Origin of the sequence: Sulfitobacter sp. M22 (assembly GCF_021736025.1) — a bacterium.
GTDB classification, from domain to species: domain Bacteria; phylum Pseudomonadota; class Alphaproteobacteria; order Rhodobacterales; family Rhodobacteraceae; genus Sulfitobacter; species Sulfitobacter litoralis.
In genome coordinates this window covers 984,343-999,766 of the sequence record NZ_WMEC01000001.1, presented here as the reverse complement: position 1 = coordinate 999,766, position 15,424 = coordinate 984,343, and the positions used below count along the sequence as shown (strand labels likewise).

General features: G+C 58.3%; 14 protein-coding genes and 2 tRNA genes. 13 read left to right on the top strand and 3 right to left on the bottom strand.

What is annotated here, in order from left to right:
- The first annotated feature begins 170 nt into the window (after positions 1 to 170).
- The 8 genes from GLP52_RS05010 (at position 171) to GLP52_RS04975 (ending at position 6,724) form a co-directional block, all read left to right on the top strand.
- Entirely contained in the window at positions 171 to 3,032 is a 2,862-nt protein-coding gene (locus GLP52_RS05010; RefSeq protein ID WP_237271708.1) for a monovalent cation/H+ antiporter subunit A, read from the top strand.
- A 1-nt stretch (position 3,033) separates the two neighbouring features.
- Positions 3,034 to 3,411 (top strand): Na+/H+ antiporter subunit C, encoded by a 378-nt coding sequence (locus GLP52_RS05005; protein ID WP_093733869.1) that lies wholly within the window; start codon positions 3,034 to 3,036, stop codon positions 3,409 to 3,411.
- Positions 3,408 to 5,057 carry a monovalent cation/H+ antiporter subunit D gene (locus GLP52_RS05000; RefSeq protein ID WP_237271707.1) on the top strand — a complete coding sequence of 550 codons (1,650 nt, stop codon included), beginning with the start codon at positions 3,408 to 3,410 and terminating at the stop codon, positions 5,055 to 5,057. The genes GLP52_RS05005 and GLP52_RS05000 overlap by 4 nt, the downstream gene beginning before the upstream one ends.
- Before the next feature lies 1 nt (position 5,058).
- The gene (locus tag GLP52_RS04995; RefSeq protein ID WP_093733867.1) at positions 5,059 to 5,550 is read left to right on the top strand and encodes a Na+/H+ antiporter subunit E; all 492 of its coding nucleotides are present in this window, start codon (positions 5,059 to 5,061) and stop codon (positions 5,548 to 5,550) included.
- Entirely contained in the window at positions 5,547 to 5,816 is a 270-nt protein-coding gene (locus GLP52_RS04990) for a K+/H+ antiporter subunit F (RefSeq protein ID WP_093733866.1), read from the top strand. Before GLP52_RS04995 ends, GLP52_RS04990 begins: the two co-directional genes overlap by 4 nt.
- The gene (locus tag GLP52_RS04985) at positions 5,809 to 6,168 is read left to right on the top strand and encodes a Na+/H+ antiporter subunit G (protein WP_093733865.1); all 360 of its coding nucleotides are present in this window, start codon (positions 5,809 to 5,811) and stop codon (positions 6,166 to 6,168) included. The genes GLP52_RS04990 and GLP52_RS04985 overlap by 8 nt, the downstream gene beginning before the upstream one ends.
- A 185-nt stretch (positions 6,169 to 6,353) precedes the next feature.
- Positions 6,354 to 6,430, top strand: a tRNA-Asp gene (locus tag GLP52_RS04980).
- 217 nt (positions 6,431 to 6,647) lie between these two features.
- Positions 6,648 to 6,724: transfer RNA gene (locus tag GLP52_RS04975), tRNA-Asp, on the top strand.
- 75 nt (positions 6,725 to 6,799) lie between these two features.
- On the opposite strand, the gene GLP52_RS04970 is transcribed toward GLP52_RS04975, so the two are convergent.
- Entirely contained in the window at positions 6,800 to 8,176 is a 1,377-nt protein-coding gene (locus tag GLP52_RS04970) for a M20/M25/M40 family metallo-hydrolase (protein ID WP_237271706.1), read from the bottom strand.
- Between the two features lie 337 nt (positions 8,177 to 8,513).
- Between GLP52_RS04970 and hemA the strand changes: the two genes are divergently transcribed.
- The 5 genes from hemA to GLP52_RS04945 all read left to right on the top strand — a co-directional run bounded on the left by hemA (position 8,514) and on the right by GLP52_RS04945 (position 14,091).
- Positions 8,514 to 9,737, top strand: a complete 1,224-nt coding sequence (hemA, locus tag GLP52_RS04965) for a 5-aminolevulinate synthase (RefSeq protein WP_093733863.1) — start codon at positions 8,514 to 8,516, stop codon at positions 9,735 to 9,737.
- 117 nt (positions 9,738 to 9,854) lie between these two features.
- Positions 9,855 to 11,108 carry a helix-turn-helix domain-containing protein gene (locus GLP52_RS04960; protein ID WP_093733862.1) on the top strand — a complete coding sequence of 418 codons (1,254 nt, stop codon included), beginning with the start codon at positions 9,855 to 9,857 and terminating at the stop codon, positions 11,106 to 11,108.
- 98 nt (positions 11,109 to 11,206) lie between these two features.
- Complete coding sequence (ispG, locus tag GLP52_RS04955) at positions 11,207 to 12,340, top strand: flavodoxin-dependent (E)-4-hydroxy-3-methylbut-2-enyl-diphosphate synthase (RefSeq protein ID WP_093733861.1); 1,134 nt, start codon at positions 11,207 to 11,209, stop codon at positions 12,338 to 12,340.
- A gap of 60 nt (positions 12,341 to 12,400) precedes the next feature.
- Positions 12,401 to 13,555 carry a DNA cytosine methyltransferase gene (locus tag GLP52_RS04950; protein ID WP_093733860.1) on the top strand — a complete coding sequence of 385 codons (1,155 nt, stop codon included), beginning with the start codon at positions 12,401 to 12,403 and terminating at the stop codon, positions 13,553 to 13,555.
- The gene (locus tag GLP52_RS04945) at positions 13,552 to 14,091 is read left to right on the top strand and encodes a GIY-YIG nuclease family protein (protein WP_093733859.1); all 540 of its coding nucleotides are present in this window, start codon (positions 13,552 to 13,554) and stop codon (positions 14,089 to 14,091) included. The genes GLP52_RS04950 and GLP52_RS04945 overlap by 4 nt, the downstream gene beginning before the upstream one ends.
- Before the next feature lie 3 nt (positions 14,092 to 14,094).
- On the opposite strand, the gene GLP52_RS04940 is transcribed toward GLP52_RS04945, so the two are convergent.
- Together GLP52_RS04940 and GLP52_RS04935 are read right to left on the bottom strand one after the other, a co-directional pair.
- A complete protein-coding gene (locus GLP52_RS04940) occupies positions 14,095 to 14,577 on the bottom strand; it encodes a disulfide bond formation protein DsbA (RefSeq protein ID WP_237271705.1) in 483 nt (160 codons plus the stop codon).
- Between the two features lies 1 nt (position 14,578).
- Positions 14,579 to 15,322 (bottom strand): DsbA family protein, encoded by a 744-nt coding sequence (locus GLP52_RS04935; RefSeq protein WP_093733900.1) that lies wholly within the window; start codon positions 15,320 to 15,322, stop codon positions 14,579 to 14,581.
- Between the last annotated feature and the right edge of the window lie 102 nt (positions 15,323 to 15,424).

The window sequence follows — 15,424 nt, the reverse complement described above, 5'->3', positions numbered from 1 at the left end:
GGATGCGGTTGCTCTCTTACATATTCGCGAAATGGACCTAAATTAAATCATCGTGCCGCAGCAAAGTTCAGTTGCTGCGACAAGAAGCGCTCATAAATCCGTATTTTTCCATCGTAATTTGGTAAAAGAGGGCTGGTCGTTTTATCGCGGCTCATGACATAGTTGCGGCCATGTCATTGTTCCTGATTATAGCCCTCCCGTTTCTTGGCGCCTTGCTGCCCGGCCTGATGTATCAGGCAGGCCGGCAAAGCTGCTTTTTGGTGACCTTTCTGGTGACGGCCTGCGCCGCGATCGGCCTTGCGACACACGCGCCGGCTGTTCTAGCGGGCGAGGTCGTGACCGCCAGCCTCACGTGGCTGCCGCAGCTGGGGTTGAACGTAAACCTCTTTCTCGATCCGTTGGGGTTTATGTTTGCGGGTCTGATCCTTGGGATCGGGATGTTGATCATCCTTTATGCGCGGTTCTACCTGTCGCGTGACGACAATATGGGCGCGTTCTTCACCTATCTACTGCTGTTCCAAGGCGCGATGGTCGGGATCGTTCTGTCTGACAACATCCTGATGTTGCTCATTTTCTGGGAGCTCACGTCCCTATCGTCCTTCCTGCTGATCGGGTTCTGGAAGCATCTTCCCGAAGGGCGCCAAGGCGCGCGGATGGCGTTGACCGTGACAGGTATGGGCGGTCTGGCGATGATCGGTGGCATGCTGCTGCTGGGGCAGATTGTGGGCAGCTATGATTTGACGGTGATCCTTGAAAATCGTGACCTTATTCAGGCGTCGCCGCTGTATATCCCCGCGCTGATCCTGATTCTGCTGGGGTGTTTCACCAAATCCGCGCAATTCCCGTTCCACTTCTGGCTGCCACACGCCATGGCCGCGCCGACGCCTGTGTCGGCCTATCTGCACTCTGCCACGATGGTGAAGGCGGGGCTGTTCTTGATGGCGCGGATGTGGCCGGTTCTGTCGGGCACGGAAATCTGGATCGTGTTGGTCTGCTCTGCCGGGTTGATCACGATGGTCCTTGGTGCGCTGATCGCGATCTTTAAAAACGACCTCAAGGCGCTGTTGGCATTTTCCACCGTGTCGCATCTGGGTTTGATCACGTTCCTGCTGGGCACTGGCACGTCCTTTGGCGCGATGGCGGCTGTATTTCACATTCTGAACCACGCGAGCTTTAAGGCGGCCTTGTTCATGAGCGCCGGTATTGTCGATCACGCGGTCCATACCCGCGACATGACCCGTTTGGGTGGGCTGCGCCGTTTGATGCCGATCACCTTTGCGATTGCAACGCTGGCCGCGTTGTCGATGGCGGGTATCCCGTTGCTGAACGGGTTCTTGTCAAAAGAGATGATGCTGGAAGAGGCGCTGCGCACAACGTTGTTCGGTTCGCCCTATCTGGTGGCGGCTGTGGCGACGCTGGGGGCATTGTTCTCCGCTGCGTATAGCTTCCGCTTTATCGCGCATACCTTCTTTGGCAAGGTCCGGAACGACTATCCGGCCAAGCCCCACGATCCCGAATTCGGTCTGTGGATTTCGCCCGCCTTGCTGATCATCCCCGTGATCGTGATCGGTGTGGCGCCGTTTCTGGCGGAACCTTTTGTTCGTACCGTGACGCAAGCCGTCATTGGCTCTGCTGCTGAAATGCCAAGCGAACATATCAAGCTGTGGCATGGGTTTGTGCCCGCCTTCGGGATGTCGGCGATTGCTGTGGTCGGTGGTTTGATCTTGCTGGCGGCGTGGAACCCGTTGGCGCGTCTTTGGGCCGCGACCCCGCGCCCCGAGGCAAAGGACATCTTTGATCGGATCATCGCAGGCGCTGTCGGGCTCGCAAGCCTCGTGTCGGAGCGTCTGCACAACGGGTCCTTCACCCGCTATGCCGCGATCTTTGTGACCGCCGTCGTCGCCATCGGGGCACACGCATGGTTCACCGGCACCGACGGCGCACCTACGCGCGAGATGCTGCCGATCACGCCGGTTGGATTTGCCGGCTGGCTGATGTTGATGATCGCAACGGGGTTCTTGGTCACGGTGCACCGCAACCGTCTGGCGGTTCTGATCCTGATGGGGATCATCGGCCTGATGGTATCCGTCGGGTTCAACTACTTCTCGGCCCCCGATCTTGCGCTCACCCAGATCTCGGTCGAGGTGGTGACGATCGTGCTGTTGTTGCTGGCATTGAACTTCATGCCCAACAGCACACCTAAGGAAAGCACTGTTTTGCACCGCAGCCGCGATATCGTGGTGTCGGTTGTGGCAGGGCTGGCCGCGGCGGGCTTGATCTATTCGATCCTGATGTCGGATTTCCCAATTGCCTCTATCGCCGACTACCACCTTGCGAACTCCTACAAGGGCGGCGGCGGCACCAATGTGGTGAACGTGATCCTTGTAGACTTCCGTGGCTTTGACACCTTTGGCGAAATCATCGTGCTCGGGATTGCCGCGCTGGTGATCTATGCCCTGACAGAGGCGCTCTTGTCCGGCCCCGTGCGGGCACGTTTGCTGAACCGTGGCTATGAGGAAAAGCGCGCGGGCGACGCCCACCCGATGATGATGGTGGTGCTGACCCGTGTTTTGATGCCTGTCGTGTTGCTGGTCGGTGTCTATATCTTCCTGCGGGGGCACAATGAACCGGGCGGCGGGTTTGTCGCCGGTCTGATCGTGGCGATTGCGGTCGTGATGCAATATATGGCCAGCGGCTTTGCCTGGGCCGACAACCGCCAGCGCTATCCTTATCACGGCATCATCGGGGCAGGGGTGCTTTGCGCTGGCCTGACCGGCATCGGTGCGTGGTTTGCCGGTGCGCCTTTCCTATCCTCTGCTTTCGGCTATTTCCGCATTCCTCCAATGGAGAAATTTGAGCTGGCAACCGCGATGGGCTTTGACCTTGGGGTGTTCCTTGCGGTGGTCGGCGCGGTGATGCTGTCGCTTGAAAGCTTCTCGCGGCTGGGGCGTCGTGCAGGCATCGAGGAAAGTGAACACGCTATGGATATCGACCCGTCACGGGATGAACCGAAAACCGAGACGGAGACCTGATATGGAGCTTTTAGTCGCTTCCGCCATTGGCGTTCTCACTGCTGCCGGGGTCTATTTGATCCTGCGTCTGCGAACCTTTCCTGTGATCATCGGCACGTCGCTGGTCAGCTATGCGGTCAATGTTTTTCTCTTTGCCTCGGGCCGGTTGGCATTGAATGCCCCCCCGATCCTGCGGGACGGGGTAGAGGTTTATACCGATCCGCTTCCCCAAGCGCTGGTACTGACGGCAATTGTTATTTCCTTCGGGATGACAGCCGTGGTCGTGATGATCGCGGTCGGGTCCTACCTCAGCGCGGGCGATGATCTGGTGAACGACCCCGACACTCTGGCAGGAACCAAAAACGCCGAACCCTCACAGCGCGGAGGAGGCAAGGCATGACCCATTGGCTTATTCTTCCCATCGTTCTGCCGGCCATGTTGGCGGCTTTCATGGTATTGGCCGCACGCTATCATCTGTTGATCCAGCGCGTCTTGTCAGTGGCGGGCACGCTGGCGCTGCTGATGCTGGCGGTTGGATTGTTCTGGCAGGCCTCTGACGGCACGGTGAGCCTGTACCAGCTTGGCAATTGGGCCGCGCCTTTTGGCATTGTTCTGGTCGCGGATCGCCTGTCGACGTTGATGGTGCTGCTGACCTGTGTGCTTGCGGTACCGGTGTTGCTGTATGCGATCGGGTCGGGCTGGGATAATCGCGGGCGGCATTTCCATCCGCTGTTTCAGTTCCAGTTGATGGGGATCTTGGGCGCTTTCTTAACCGGTGATGCGTTCAACCTCTTTGTGTTTTTCGAAGTGCTGCTGATTGCGTCCTACGGATTAATGATCCATGCGGGCGGGCAGCGGCGTCTACGGGCGGGCACGCAATATGTGCTCTATAATCTTTTGGGCTCGACGCTATTCCTGTTCGCGCTTGGCACGATCTATGCAGAAACCGGCACGCTGAACATGGCGGATCTGGCAATGCGCGTGGCGACATTGGACGCAGCCGATGGCGCTGGTATTCGCGTTGCGGCCGTTCTGCTGTTGCTGGTCTTTGCGGTAAAAGCCGCGATCCTGCCGCTGCATTTCTGGCTGCCCGCCAGCTATGCCGAAGCACCGGCACCCGTGGCGGCGCTATTTGCGATCATGACCAAGGTTGGCGCTTACTGTATCATCCGTTTCTACACACTGGTCTTCCCACCAGACCTTGAGATCACGCAAGGTCTGTTTGATGTCTGGCTGATGCCTGCGGCGTTGCTGACCGTGGCGCTTGGGATGGCGGGCGTGCTGGGAGCCAAGCGGGCCGACCGGATGGTCGCCTTTTCGGTGATCGGATCCATGGGAATGTTGCTGGCTGCCGTGTCGGTCTTTACCCCCGCAGGGATTTCCGCCGCACTCTATTATGCGATCCATTCCACATTTGCCGCTGCGGCGCTGTTCATGCTGATCGATGTGATCCGCAGTCGGCGCGGCGCGGCAGAGGTCTCTTTCGTGGATGCCCCCCCCATGACAGGTGGCGCACTGGTGGCGGGCATGTTCTTTGTTGCGGCGATTGCCATGACAGGCCTGCCGCCACTTTCAGGTTTTGTCGGCAAGCTGTTGATTCTGGATGCGGCACGCAGCGCTGATCTGATGTGGTGGGTCTGGGCGACGATCCTTGTCGGGTCGTTGATCGCGGTGGTTGGTTTCTCTCGGGCTGGCAGCCAGATTTTCTGGAACGCGCATCAGCGGGCTGAAACGCCGGTAGAGGATGACGCCGCCGCGCCGGTGGTACCTGAGGGGCAGGGCGTTTTGCCGATGGTTTCTGTTGGCGGCCTGCTGGCGCTTCTTGTCGCGCTGACCGTTGCGGCGGGCCCCGTCACCCGCGTGCTAGAGGCGACGTCGGCACAGCTGTTTAATCCCGAACGCTATCTATCCGTGGTGTTGACCACGCCGGGTAAAGAGATTTCCGACGATCACGGCGAAGACACTCACGGTGACGCCGACGGATCAGGCTATGCTACAGATGACCAAGGCGCAGACGCCGCCGCTGCACCAGAAAAGGATCACTGATATGTTGTCCCGACTGCTTCCGCACCCGATGCTGACCGCGATCCTTGCGATCGCGTGGTGTCTGTTGGTCAATGAAATCAAGCTGGGCACCGTTGTGTTTGGCGTCATGCTTGGACTGTTAATCCCTATTGCGACTGCCGCTTATTGGCCTGACCGCCCTCCGGTTGCCAAGCCGGTCAAGTTGGTGGGATATCTGGTCATGGTGATGTGGGATATTCTGGTGGCCAATGTCGTGGTCGCTATGATTGTCTTGTTTAAATCGAACAAGAACATGCGCCCCGCTTGGGTTGTGATCCCGTTGGAGCTGCGCACACCCGAGGCGATTACCATGCTGGCTGGCACGATTACCTTGACGCCAGGGACTGTGTCGGCGGATGTGTCGGAAGACGGAAAAGCCTTGTTGGTCCATGCGCTGGATGCTGAAAACCCTGACGAAGTGCGCGACGATATCAAACAGCGCTACGAGCGGCGCTTGAAGGAGATTTTCGAATGATTCTGATTGCTTTGAATATCGCCTTTGCTGCCGTGTCGATCTCGCAGTTGTTGGCGATGTTGCGATTGCTGAAAGGCCCGAACACCGGTGACCGTATTTTGGCGCTGGATACCATGGTGGTGAACGCGATTGCACTGATCATTTTGCTGGGTATCCGCTTGGGTACCGACATTTATTTTGAAAGCGCGATGATCTTTGCCATGCTTGGATTTGTATCCACCGTGGCCATCGCGCGCTTTGTCCTACGAGGTGATATCATTGAGTGATCTGCCCCTAATCCCCGAAATCATCATCTCTGCCCTGTTGATCGTAGGCGGGTTTTTCACGCTCGTCGGATCGATCGGGTTGATCAAGCTCGATAACTGCATGTCGCGGCTCCACGCGCCGACCAAGGCGTCGACACTGGGTGTCGGGTCCTTGTTGATGGCGGCGATGATATATTCCTTTGCGTCCGAGACAGGGTCGCTGCACGAAGTTCTGGTGATGGCGTTCCTGTTTGTGACGGCACCGATCACCGGCCATCTTATCGCCAAAGTAAATCTGCACCGGCTGCATCAAACCAAGGATATGCCGCCAGCCCCGAGTGACCACGTCTGGGGCACGTACTCCGAGAAATGACATAGACCCGCGCTGCAAAGCGCGGGTTTTTCTTTTGCTAGAACAGGGGCGGGCAGGGCATTTTGCTGCCACCCAGAGAAAATTTCAATTTTCCTGCCATTCGGTGCAAAACCCTGCTTGACGCCATCGCGAGCAGACCCTATCACCACCAAACGCTTCGACGGCAACGACGAAGTACGCAGTGGGCGGTTGTAGCTCAGATGGTTAGAGTACCGGCCTGTCACGCCGGGGGTCGCGGGTTCGAGCCCCGTCAACCGCGCCACCGCTGCATTATATCATACATCATGATGACAAGCACACGCCCTTCGGGGCGTGGTTTGCTCGTGCGTTCAGGCCCTTGGTTTTCACCCATTTTTGAGGTGCCCGAGGCCGTATTTTGCCCTGCGCGGTCTGCGCTGAAATTTTCCAGAATTCTTTGTAATTTTCTGCGGTTAATCGCTTGACGCTCCGGGCTGGTTATCTTATTCCGCCCTTACTGCGCGGTTGTAGCTCAGCTGGTTAGAGTACCGGCCTGTCACGCCGGGGGTCGCGGGTTCGAGCCCCGTCAACCGCGCCACTTATCCCTTTTTAGATTGTCTGATTTACCTCGTCCTAAAAAGGGAAAAGCGGGCCGCGAGGCCCGCCCGTTTTCTTATGTCATTGCATCCAGTATCCGTGCCCAGCTTCGGATACCTTTGTGAAAGCTCTCCAGATCGTATTTTTCATTCGGAGAGTGGATGGCGTCGTCATCCTTGCCGAATCCGATCAACACCGGCGTGGTATCCAGAATTTTCTGGAAGTGGCCTGCAATGGGAATCGACCCGCCGCACCCGACATAGGCGGCGGGCACATTCCATTCGTCTGTCAGTGCCTTGCGCGCCTCCTCGAACGCGGGGGCGGTGGTTTCAAACACTGATCCTTGGCTTGACCCATGCGCGTGGAAGCTCGCTGTACAGTCGTCGGGCATCATATCGGTCACCATCTTGCGAAAACTTTCGCGGATGACGTGGGGGTCTTGCGTGCCGACCAGACGGAAGCTGATCTTGGCATGGGCCTGCGACGGCAGCACGGTCTTGAAACCCGCACCTGTGTAACCGCTCCACATACCGTTGACTTCGCAGGTGGGGCGCGACCAGATCATCTCGATCGGCATACGGTCCTGCTCGCCGGCGGGTTTGGACAGGCCAACGTCGCCCAGAAAGCTGTCGTGATCAAAGGCGAGGCCCTGCCACTGGGCCTGAATATCGTCGGGCAGCTCGGGCACGCCCACATAGAATCCCGGCACGGTGATGCGACCTGCGTCGTCATGCAGCGATGCGATCACCTTGGACAGGACGCGCGCGGGGTTCATCGACACGCCGCCGTACATGCCGGAATGCAGGTCCAGATCGGGGCCGGTGATGGTGACCTCTTCGCCCATCAATCCGCGCAACATGGTCACGATAGAGGGCACCTTGGACTGGAACATGCCCGTGTCGCAGATCATCGCATAATCGGCGCGCAGCTCTTCGGCGTTCTCCTTCATGAACGGGATGAGCGATGGCGAGCCCGATTCCTCTTCGCCCTCAAAGAAGAACGTCATCCGGCAGGGGAAGTCACCGTTCACGGCTTTCCACGCCCGCAACGCTTCGACAAAGGTCATCAGTTGGCCCTTGTCATCCGCCGCACCGCGTCCGCGGATCACGCGGCCCTTTGCTGTGTCTTCAACGGCAGGATCAAAGGGATCACGGTTCCACAGGTTTAGCGGATCAACGGGTTGCACATCATAGTGGCCATAGAACAGGATATGCGGCTTGTCTGCGGGGCCGTCGACATGACCCACGACCATCGGGTGACCGGGGGTGGGGCGTTTGGTGGTCTCGATACCGATGCTGTTCAGATCCTCGACCAGCCAGTCGGCGGCGCGGTCGCAGTCTTCCTTGAAGGCGGGGTCGGTTGAAATAGAGGGGATGCGCAGCAGTTCCAGCAGGCGGTCGGTGGCCGCATCCAGATCGCTGTCGATGCGTGCCAATACGTCGGGTAGGGACATGTGAGGTAAACCTTTCTATCGGGGTGGATATTTGCGCGACCGTATCAGCGCGCTTGGCTGTGTCCAGTGGTGGGCTACATGCGCGGGGTGTCACCACAGAAACCGTACGAGAATCGCTTGGAAAACATCCGCTTGCAGTGCGCAGGGCAGCTCATGGGTTTCCGATGCGCATCATCTGGTCGTGCTGCGGGGGGCCTTGCGGCAGGGCCTGCGACAATCGGTGCCCATTAAAGCATTGAATTGAATGGTTCTAAACGGTATTCATTCCAAGGCACGAATATGGCGAATGATCCGGTTGCCTTTGCTGGTCCCGCCACCGACGAAGGAGCAAGGCGCAATGGACTATACCAAACAGCTTGATGTGGCGATTGACCGGCTGCACGAGGAAGGTCGCTACCGGACTTTTATCGACATTGAGCGCCGCAACGGGCAGTTTCCGCACGCCGTCTGGACGCAACCTGACGGGCAGGATAAAAACATCACTGTCTGGTGCGGGAACGATTACCTTGGCATGGGTCAAAACCCCGTTGTTCTTGCAGCCATGCACGAGGCGCTTGATGCGACCGGGGCTGGCTCTGGCGGGACGCGCAACATTTCGGGCACCACGATCTACCACAAGCGCCTTGAGGAAGAACTGTCCGATCTGCACGGCAAAGAAGCCGCGTTGCTGTTCACCAGCGCCTATATCGCCAACGACGCAACGCTGAGCACGCTGCCCAAGCTTTTTCCAGGTCTGATCATTTATTCCGACGCGTTGAATCATGCCTCTATGATCGAAGGCGTGCGCCGCAATGGCGGGGCCAAGCGTATCTTCCGGCACAATGACGTGGATCACCTGCGCGAGCTAATGGCCGCTGACGATCCCGCAGCGCCCAAATTGATCGCGTTCGAATCAATCTATTCGATGGACGGCGACTTTGGCCCGATCGAGGCGATTTGCGACATTGCAGACGAATTCGGCGCGCTGACCTATATCGACGAAGTCCACGCCGTAGGGATGTACGGACCACGTGGGGCAGGGGTTGCGGAACGTGACCGCCTGATGCACCGGCTTGATATTATCAACGGCACGCTCGCCAAGGCCTATGGCGTGATGGGTGGCTATATCGCGGCCTCCGCCAAAATGTGTGATGCGATCCGGTCCTACGCGCCGGGATTTATCTTTACCACGTCGTTGCCGCCTGCGGTGGCTGCAGGCGCTGCGGCATCGGTCGCATTTCTCAAGACCGCGCCCGAGCTGCGCGAGAAGCATCAGCAGCAGGCCAAAGTGCTTAAACTGCGGCTGAAGGGGTTGGGCTTGCCGATCATCGATCACGGCAGCCATATCGTCCCTGTGATCGTCGGGAACCCTGTTCATACCAAGATTTTGTCCGACCGCTTGCTGGAAGATCATGGCATTTACGTGCAGCCGATCAACTTCCCCACAGTCCCCCGCGGAACAGAGCGCTTACGCTTTACCCCGTCGCCTGTGCATGGCCCGCTGGAAATCGAAGGGCTGGTTCACGCGATGGACGTCCTATGGTCCCATTGTGCGCTGAATCGTGCCGAAATGGCGGGGTGACCCCGAATATTTCGTATAGTCCGTTGATTTATGCTACCGATAACGAAAGAAAAGCCTAATCTCGAATCAACATGTTGTTTCGATTAAGGGCAGCGGGCATAGCTACGGGACATTTTTATGATTGGGCGGTGGTCCTTCAAGTCAGCAGATGACGAGGAAGTTGAAGCCAAAGGCTTCGACGCTTTCGACTTGCGCCTAGGTGATTTGATGCGGGGCGAACGTGCGACCCTTGGTAAATCGCTCTTGGACGTGCAGCGCGAACTGCGGATCAAAGCATCCTATATCGCGGCAATTGAAAATGCTGACCCGGAAGCCTTTGATACACCTGGTTTTATTGCGGGTTATGTGCGTTCCTATGCGCGCTATCTGAATATGGACCCCGACAAGGCCTTTGCCGCATTCTGTGCTGAATCCGGCTTTGCTGTCGCGCATGGCATGTCGTCGAAAGCCTCGGTTGTTAAAAAGCCGTCCCGCGAAGAACGTCTGAAACATACCGGTGAAAGCGACATCTTTTCCCGCCCCGCGACCCCCTTCACGCCAGTGGGAGACTCCTTTCTGGCACGAATCGAACCCGGTGCATTGGGGTCGGTTCTGGTGCTGGTCGCGCTGATTGGCGGGATCGGGTATGGCGGTTGGAGCGTGCTGAAAGAAGTGCAGCGCGTGCAGGTGTCCCCCGTGGACGAAACCCCCGTTGTACTGTCCGACCTTGACCCGCTGCAGGGCGCGCTTGCCGCTGCGCCCGACACAGCCGAGGACCCCGACGTTCCGGCAACGATGGCCGCCCCGCGGTCGGATGCGCTTGATCGGCTTTATCGTCCGGCGGCGCTGGATGTTCCCGTGCTTGTGGCCCGTGATGCGCCGATTTCCACGATTGACCCGCGCAGCATCGGCAGCTTTGCTTCGATCTCGCGATCGCCGTCACCAGCGGTTGGCGTGACGCCGCAACGTGTTGCGCAAAATGATGATATCCAGCGCGATGTGGTGGATGTGGCCCCCGGTACCGTACCGCAGGTGGTCGAAGATTCCGCGCCGCAGGTGCGTATGGTTGCGGCCTATCCGTCTTGGGTGCGGGTCCGTGCTGCCGACGGCAAGGTCATCTTTGAAGGCATCATGAACAAGGGCGACAGCTGGGATATCCCCGCAACCGAAGAACCCCCAACATTGCGGACGGGCGAATCTGGTGCGCTCTATTTCGCGATGGATGGTCAGTATTTTGGACCTGTCGGTGATCGCGGTGCTGTGACGTCCAATTTGCCACTGCATCGCCAGGCCTTGGCTGAACTTTATGAACCTGCGGTGCTGGAAGAGAATTCCGCGCTTGCCACGATGGTGGCCGAGCTGAAGAATGCCGCGACTTCGCCGACTGAATAAGCCGGTTACCATTGCAACAACGCGACGGGCTGAATAGGTGTAGGGCGAACCGGCCCTGACCGATCCTTCGACTGTTTCATTGCCAAAGGTAGCTTTGCATGTCCCTCAATCACATTCGCCCGTGGCGCAACATTTACCGTCGGAAATCCCGCCAGATCATGGTGGGAAATGTGCCGGTCGGGGGGGATGCGCCGATCACTGTGCAGACGATGACGAACACGCTGACCACCGATGTCAAAGCGACCATCGCGCAGATTCAGGCTGCTGCTGATGCGGGCGCTGATATTGTGCGGGTGTCGGTACCTGATGTGGAAAGCTCGAAGGCGCTGAAAGAAATCGTGCGCGAAGTGACCGTGCCGATCGTGGCCGATATCCATTTCCACTACAAACGCGGGATCGAGGCCGCCGAGGCAGGGGCCGCTTGTCTGCGGATTAACCCCGGCAATATCGGCGACGAAAAACGCGTCAAAGAGGTGATCAAGGCCGCGCGGGACAACAACTGTTCCATCCGTATTGGCGTGAACGCAGGCTCGCTTGAGCGGCACCTGCTTGAGAAATATGGCGAACCTTGCCCCGACGCGATGGTCGAAAGCGGGATGGATCACATCAAAATCCTGCAAGACAACGATTTCCACGAATTCAAGATCAGCTGCAAGGCATCCGACGTTTTTATGGCTGCCGCTGCCTATCAACAGTTGGCAGAAGCCACGGATGCGCCCATTCACCTCGGGATCACCGAGGCTGGCGGGTTGACGTCGGGCACGATCAAATCGGCGATCGGTATGGGTAACCTGCTGTGGATGGGCATTGGTGACACGATCCGTGTGTCATTGTCTGCTGATCCCGTCGAAGAGGTGAAGGTCGGCTACGAAATCCTGAAATCCCTCGGCCTGCGCCACCGTGGCGTGAATATTATCAGCTGCCCCAGCTGCGCGCGTCAGGGCTTTGACGTCATCAAAACCGTCGAAGCACTGGAGCGGCGGTTGGAACATATCAAAACACCGATGAGCCTGAGCATCATTGGCTGCGTCGTCAACGGCCCCGGCGAGGCGCTGATGACGGATGTTGGTTTTACCGGTGGCGGCAACGGGTCGGGCATGGTCTATCTTGCGGGCAAGCAAAGTCACAAGCTGGGCAACGAGGGCATGATCGACCACATCGTCGAACAGGTCGAAGCCCGCGCCGAAGCCATCGAGGCAGAGACCCGAGCGGCCGAGCAAGCAGCCGAGTGACTTTGCCCAAAGCGGCGCATTTGCCATCGACAGATATTTGCGTATTCCATATCAATAGATATGCCTGATCACGCCGCCAAGACCCCTACATACGCCGAGTTTTTCTGCGGCGGTGGCATGGTGCGTGCGGCTTTGCAGGGCCGGTGGGACTGTGTGCTGGCCAATGATATCGATGCAATGAAATGCAAGGTCTATGCCCGAAATTGGGGGCAGGATGCGCTGCATCACGGCGATATTGCCGAGATGCCGGATGATTTGCTATCGCGTCAGGTGGATATGTATTGGGCCTCCAGTCCCTGTCAGGATTTTAGCCTCGCGGGCAAGGGCCAGGGGCTCAGCGGCGCGCGCAGTGGCGTTTTTGCGCATTGGGCAGACAAGATCGCGACGGCGATCCAAGCGGGCTTTGCGCCGCGGATCATCGCCTTTGAAAATGTGGTCGGGCTGGTGTCACGCAACAGTGGCGCTGATATGAACACGGTGCTCGCGACGTTTGTGCGGCTTGGATACAAGGTTGGTGCGCTCGAGATTGACGCGCGGCGGTTCCTGCCACAAAGCCGCCCGCGACTGTTCGTGGTCTGTGTGCGCGAGGATATCGACATTTCGGGTCTGACGGTGCCAAAGCCGTCCCACGTCTTTCACGGCAAAAAGTTGCAAAAGTTCCTGGCTTCTGCGTCGCGTCCTGTGCGGTCGAACTGGGTCTGGTGGAAGCTTGACGACGCCCCCGCCGATGAACAAGCGCTAGAGGGCGTGCTAGAACGCCGCGCCACGATGCCGTGGTTCAGTGCAGCGGACACCGACCGTTTGCTGACACTGATGTCACCACCCAGCCTTGAACGGCTGCGTGTGGCGCGTAAGGCAGGTCGTACGGTCGTCGGTACGATTTATAAACGTGGTCGCCCTGATGCAGACGGCAACGTCCGTCAGCGGGCAGAGCTGCGCACCGACGGGATCGCAGGGTGCCTACGGACGCCCGCGGGCGGATCATCGCGGCAAATCCTGATGTTTATCAAAGGCAACCAGACCAAGGCGCGGCTTGTGTCCTCGCGCGAGGTGGCGCGGCTGATGGGGCTGCCCGATAGCTACAAGATGCCCGACACCTATAACAATGCCTACCGCGTGGCAGGGGACGGCGTTGCTGTGCCGGTGGTGCGTTATCTGGACGAGGTGCTGTTCGCCCCCATTCTGGAACGCCAAAGCTTGGGCGCAGTGGCATGAACGCGGCGCAGGCGTTTCGTGGCAAAGCATTGGCGGCGCTGACCAATCAAATCGGCGTTTATGCGCTGTGCGATCTAGACGGCAATCCAATTTACGTGGGCCAGTCCGTTGATGGCATCCGTACACGGGTGCGGCGGCATCTGACGTCCGCACGCTCGGACGTGATTGCAAACCGTCAGATTGACGTGTGGGAAATCGCATTTGTCTGGGCGTGGCCCGTCGCGACCAAATCCGAAGTGGAGCCATTAGAGCGGTCGATCTTTGCCCATTACGACGCCGAATTGCCCTTGATGAACGGCAAGCCGATGGTGGCCAACGCGCCGGTATTGGAATGGCCGGAAAAGCAGGTGGTGCAGGTCATCGACGAAGAGGAACGGCAGTCACGGCTGACCCCGTCAAACCGCCTGCCGCGTCAGATCAAGCAATATGATCTACTGGTCGATTACATTCTTAACGTGAAGGAAGCGCCGCATCTCAAGCGGTCGTTGGACGCGCACTTCAAACGCATGGTGCGCTATCACCAGCGCTTTCTTTAGCCGCTATTGCGTCAAATAGCGCCGCAGGACGATGTCAGGCATATGGCCGCGCAGGATACGGTCGGGCATGACGTAAAACGGAACATCTGTCATCCCGAGCTGTTCTGCCAAGGCAGCGCTTGCCGGATCGGACATAACGTGATGCTTGAACGTCACGTCGTATGTATCTGATATCGCTTTAGTTTCTTCCAGAGCATTTGCACAGTCCGTACAGTCTTCACCGGTAAACAACGCAATCTGCGTGCCCGCCAGCACTTGCCGTGTGAGGGACGCAATAAGGTCGAGATCGGCTTGCGCCTTCTCTTGATATGCCTCGGCCGCGTAGTTCGGGGGTGTCACTGCAGCAGCGACCAGTTCCGGCTCGGCACGCAACAAGGCACGTAGCTCTGTTCCGAACGCCAAACGCTCAGCATCCGTCAGCGCCCCAAAGTCGGTTTGCGCGACCACCGGAAGGGCGGTCACGCAAAACACCAGTGCCAGACGCATCTTAGTCGCGCTTTTCTGCGACAATGGCTTTCATCTGGTCGTAGGGCAGATAGCCGCGCAGCAGTTCATCCTGCATTACGAACGTCGGGGTGCCAGAGATTTGCATCGCTTGAGCCAGCTCACGTGTGTTTGCGATCGCGGCTGTGACTTCGGCACTGTCCATTTCTTTCTGGATCGCGTCGGTATCCAGATCAAAGCTGCTGGCCAAGCGGCTCAGCGACGTCTGAGTAATGTCACCGTTAAAGCTCATCAGGGCGTCGTGAACAGATTTATAGGCCTCATCGCCCGCCACGATCTTGGTCGCGATGGCAAAGCGCGAGGCGACCATGGATTGCTCGCCCAGGATCGGCAGCTCTTTCACGATAAAACGGATGTTGCCGTCGCCGTTCACCAGTTTTTCGACTTCGGAGAACGCTTTTTTGCAGTAGCCGCAGCGGTAATCCATGAACTCGACGATGGTTAAATCGCCGTCAGGGTTGCCGCCGACATAGGAATAGCCATCATCAAAGATCGCCGCTGCATTGTCAGATACCAGCGTGAAATCTGCCTGCGCCTGCGCTTCGGCCTCGCGTTGCTGTAGCTGGTTGACCGCTTCCATGATGACTTGGGGGTTTTCCATCAAATAGGCGCGAACCTCCGCGCGGAATTGCGCGCGCTCGGCGTCGGTCAGTTCGGTCAGGTCCATCGCTTGGGCGGGGGCTGTCAGGGACAGGGCCATCAAGGCGGGGGCGATCAGCTTTTTCATCAGGGTCACTCGCTTGTTGTTGCGCGGGGGTGCAGGCACCGGTTGCAGGGTTGGTGCGCGATTTTGGACGCACGCACAAGGGTTGACGGCACCAGCGGGGTG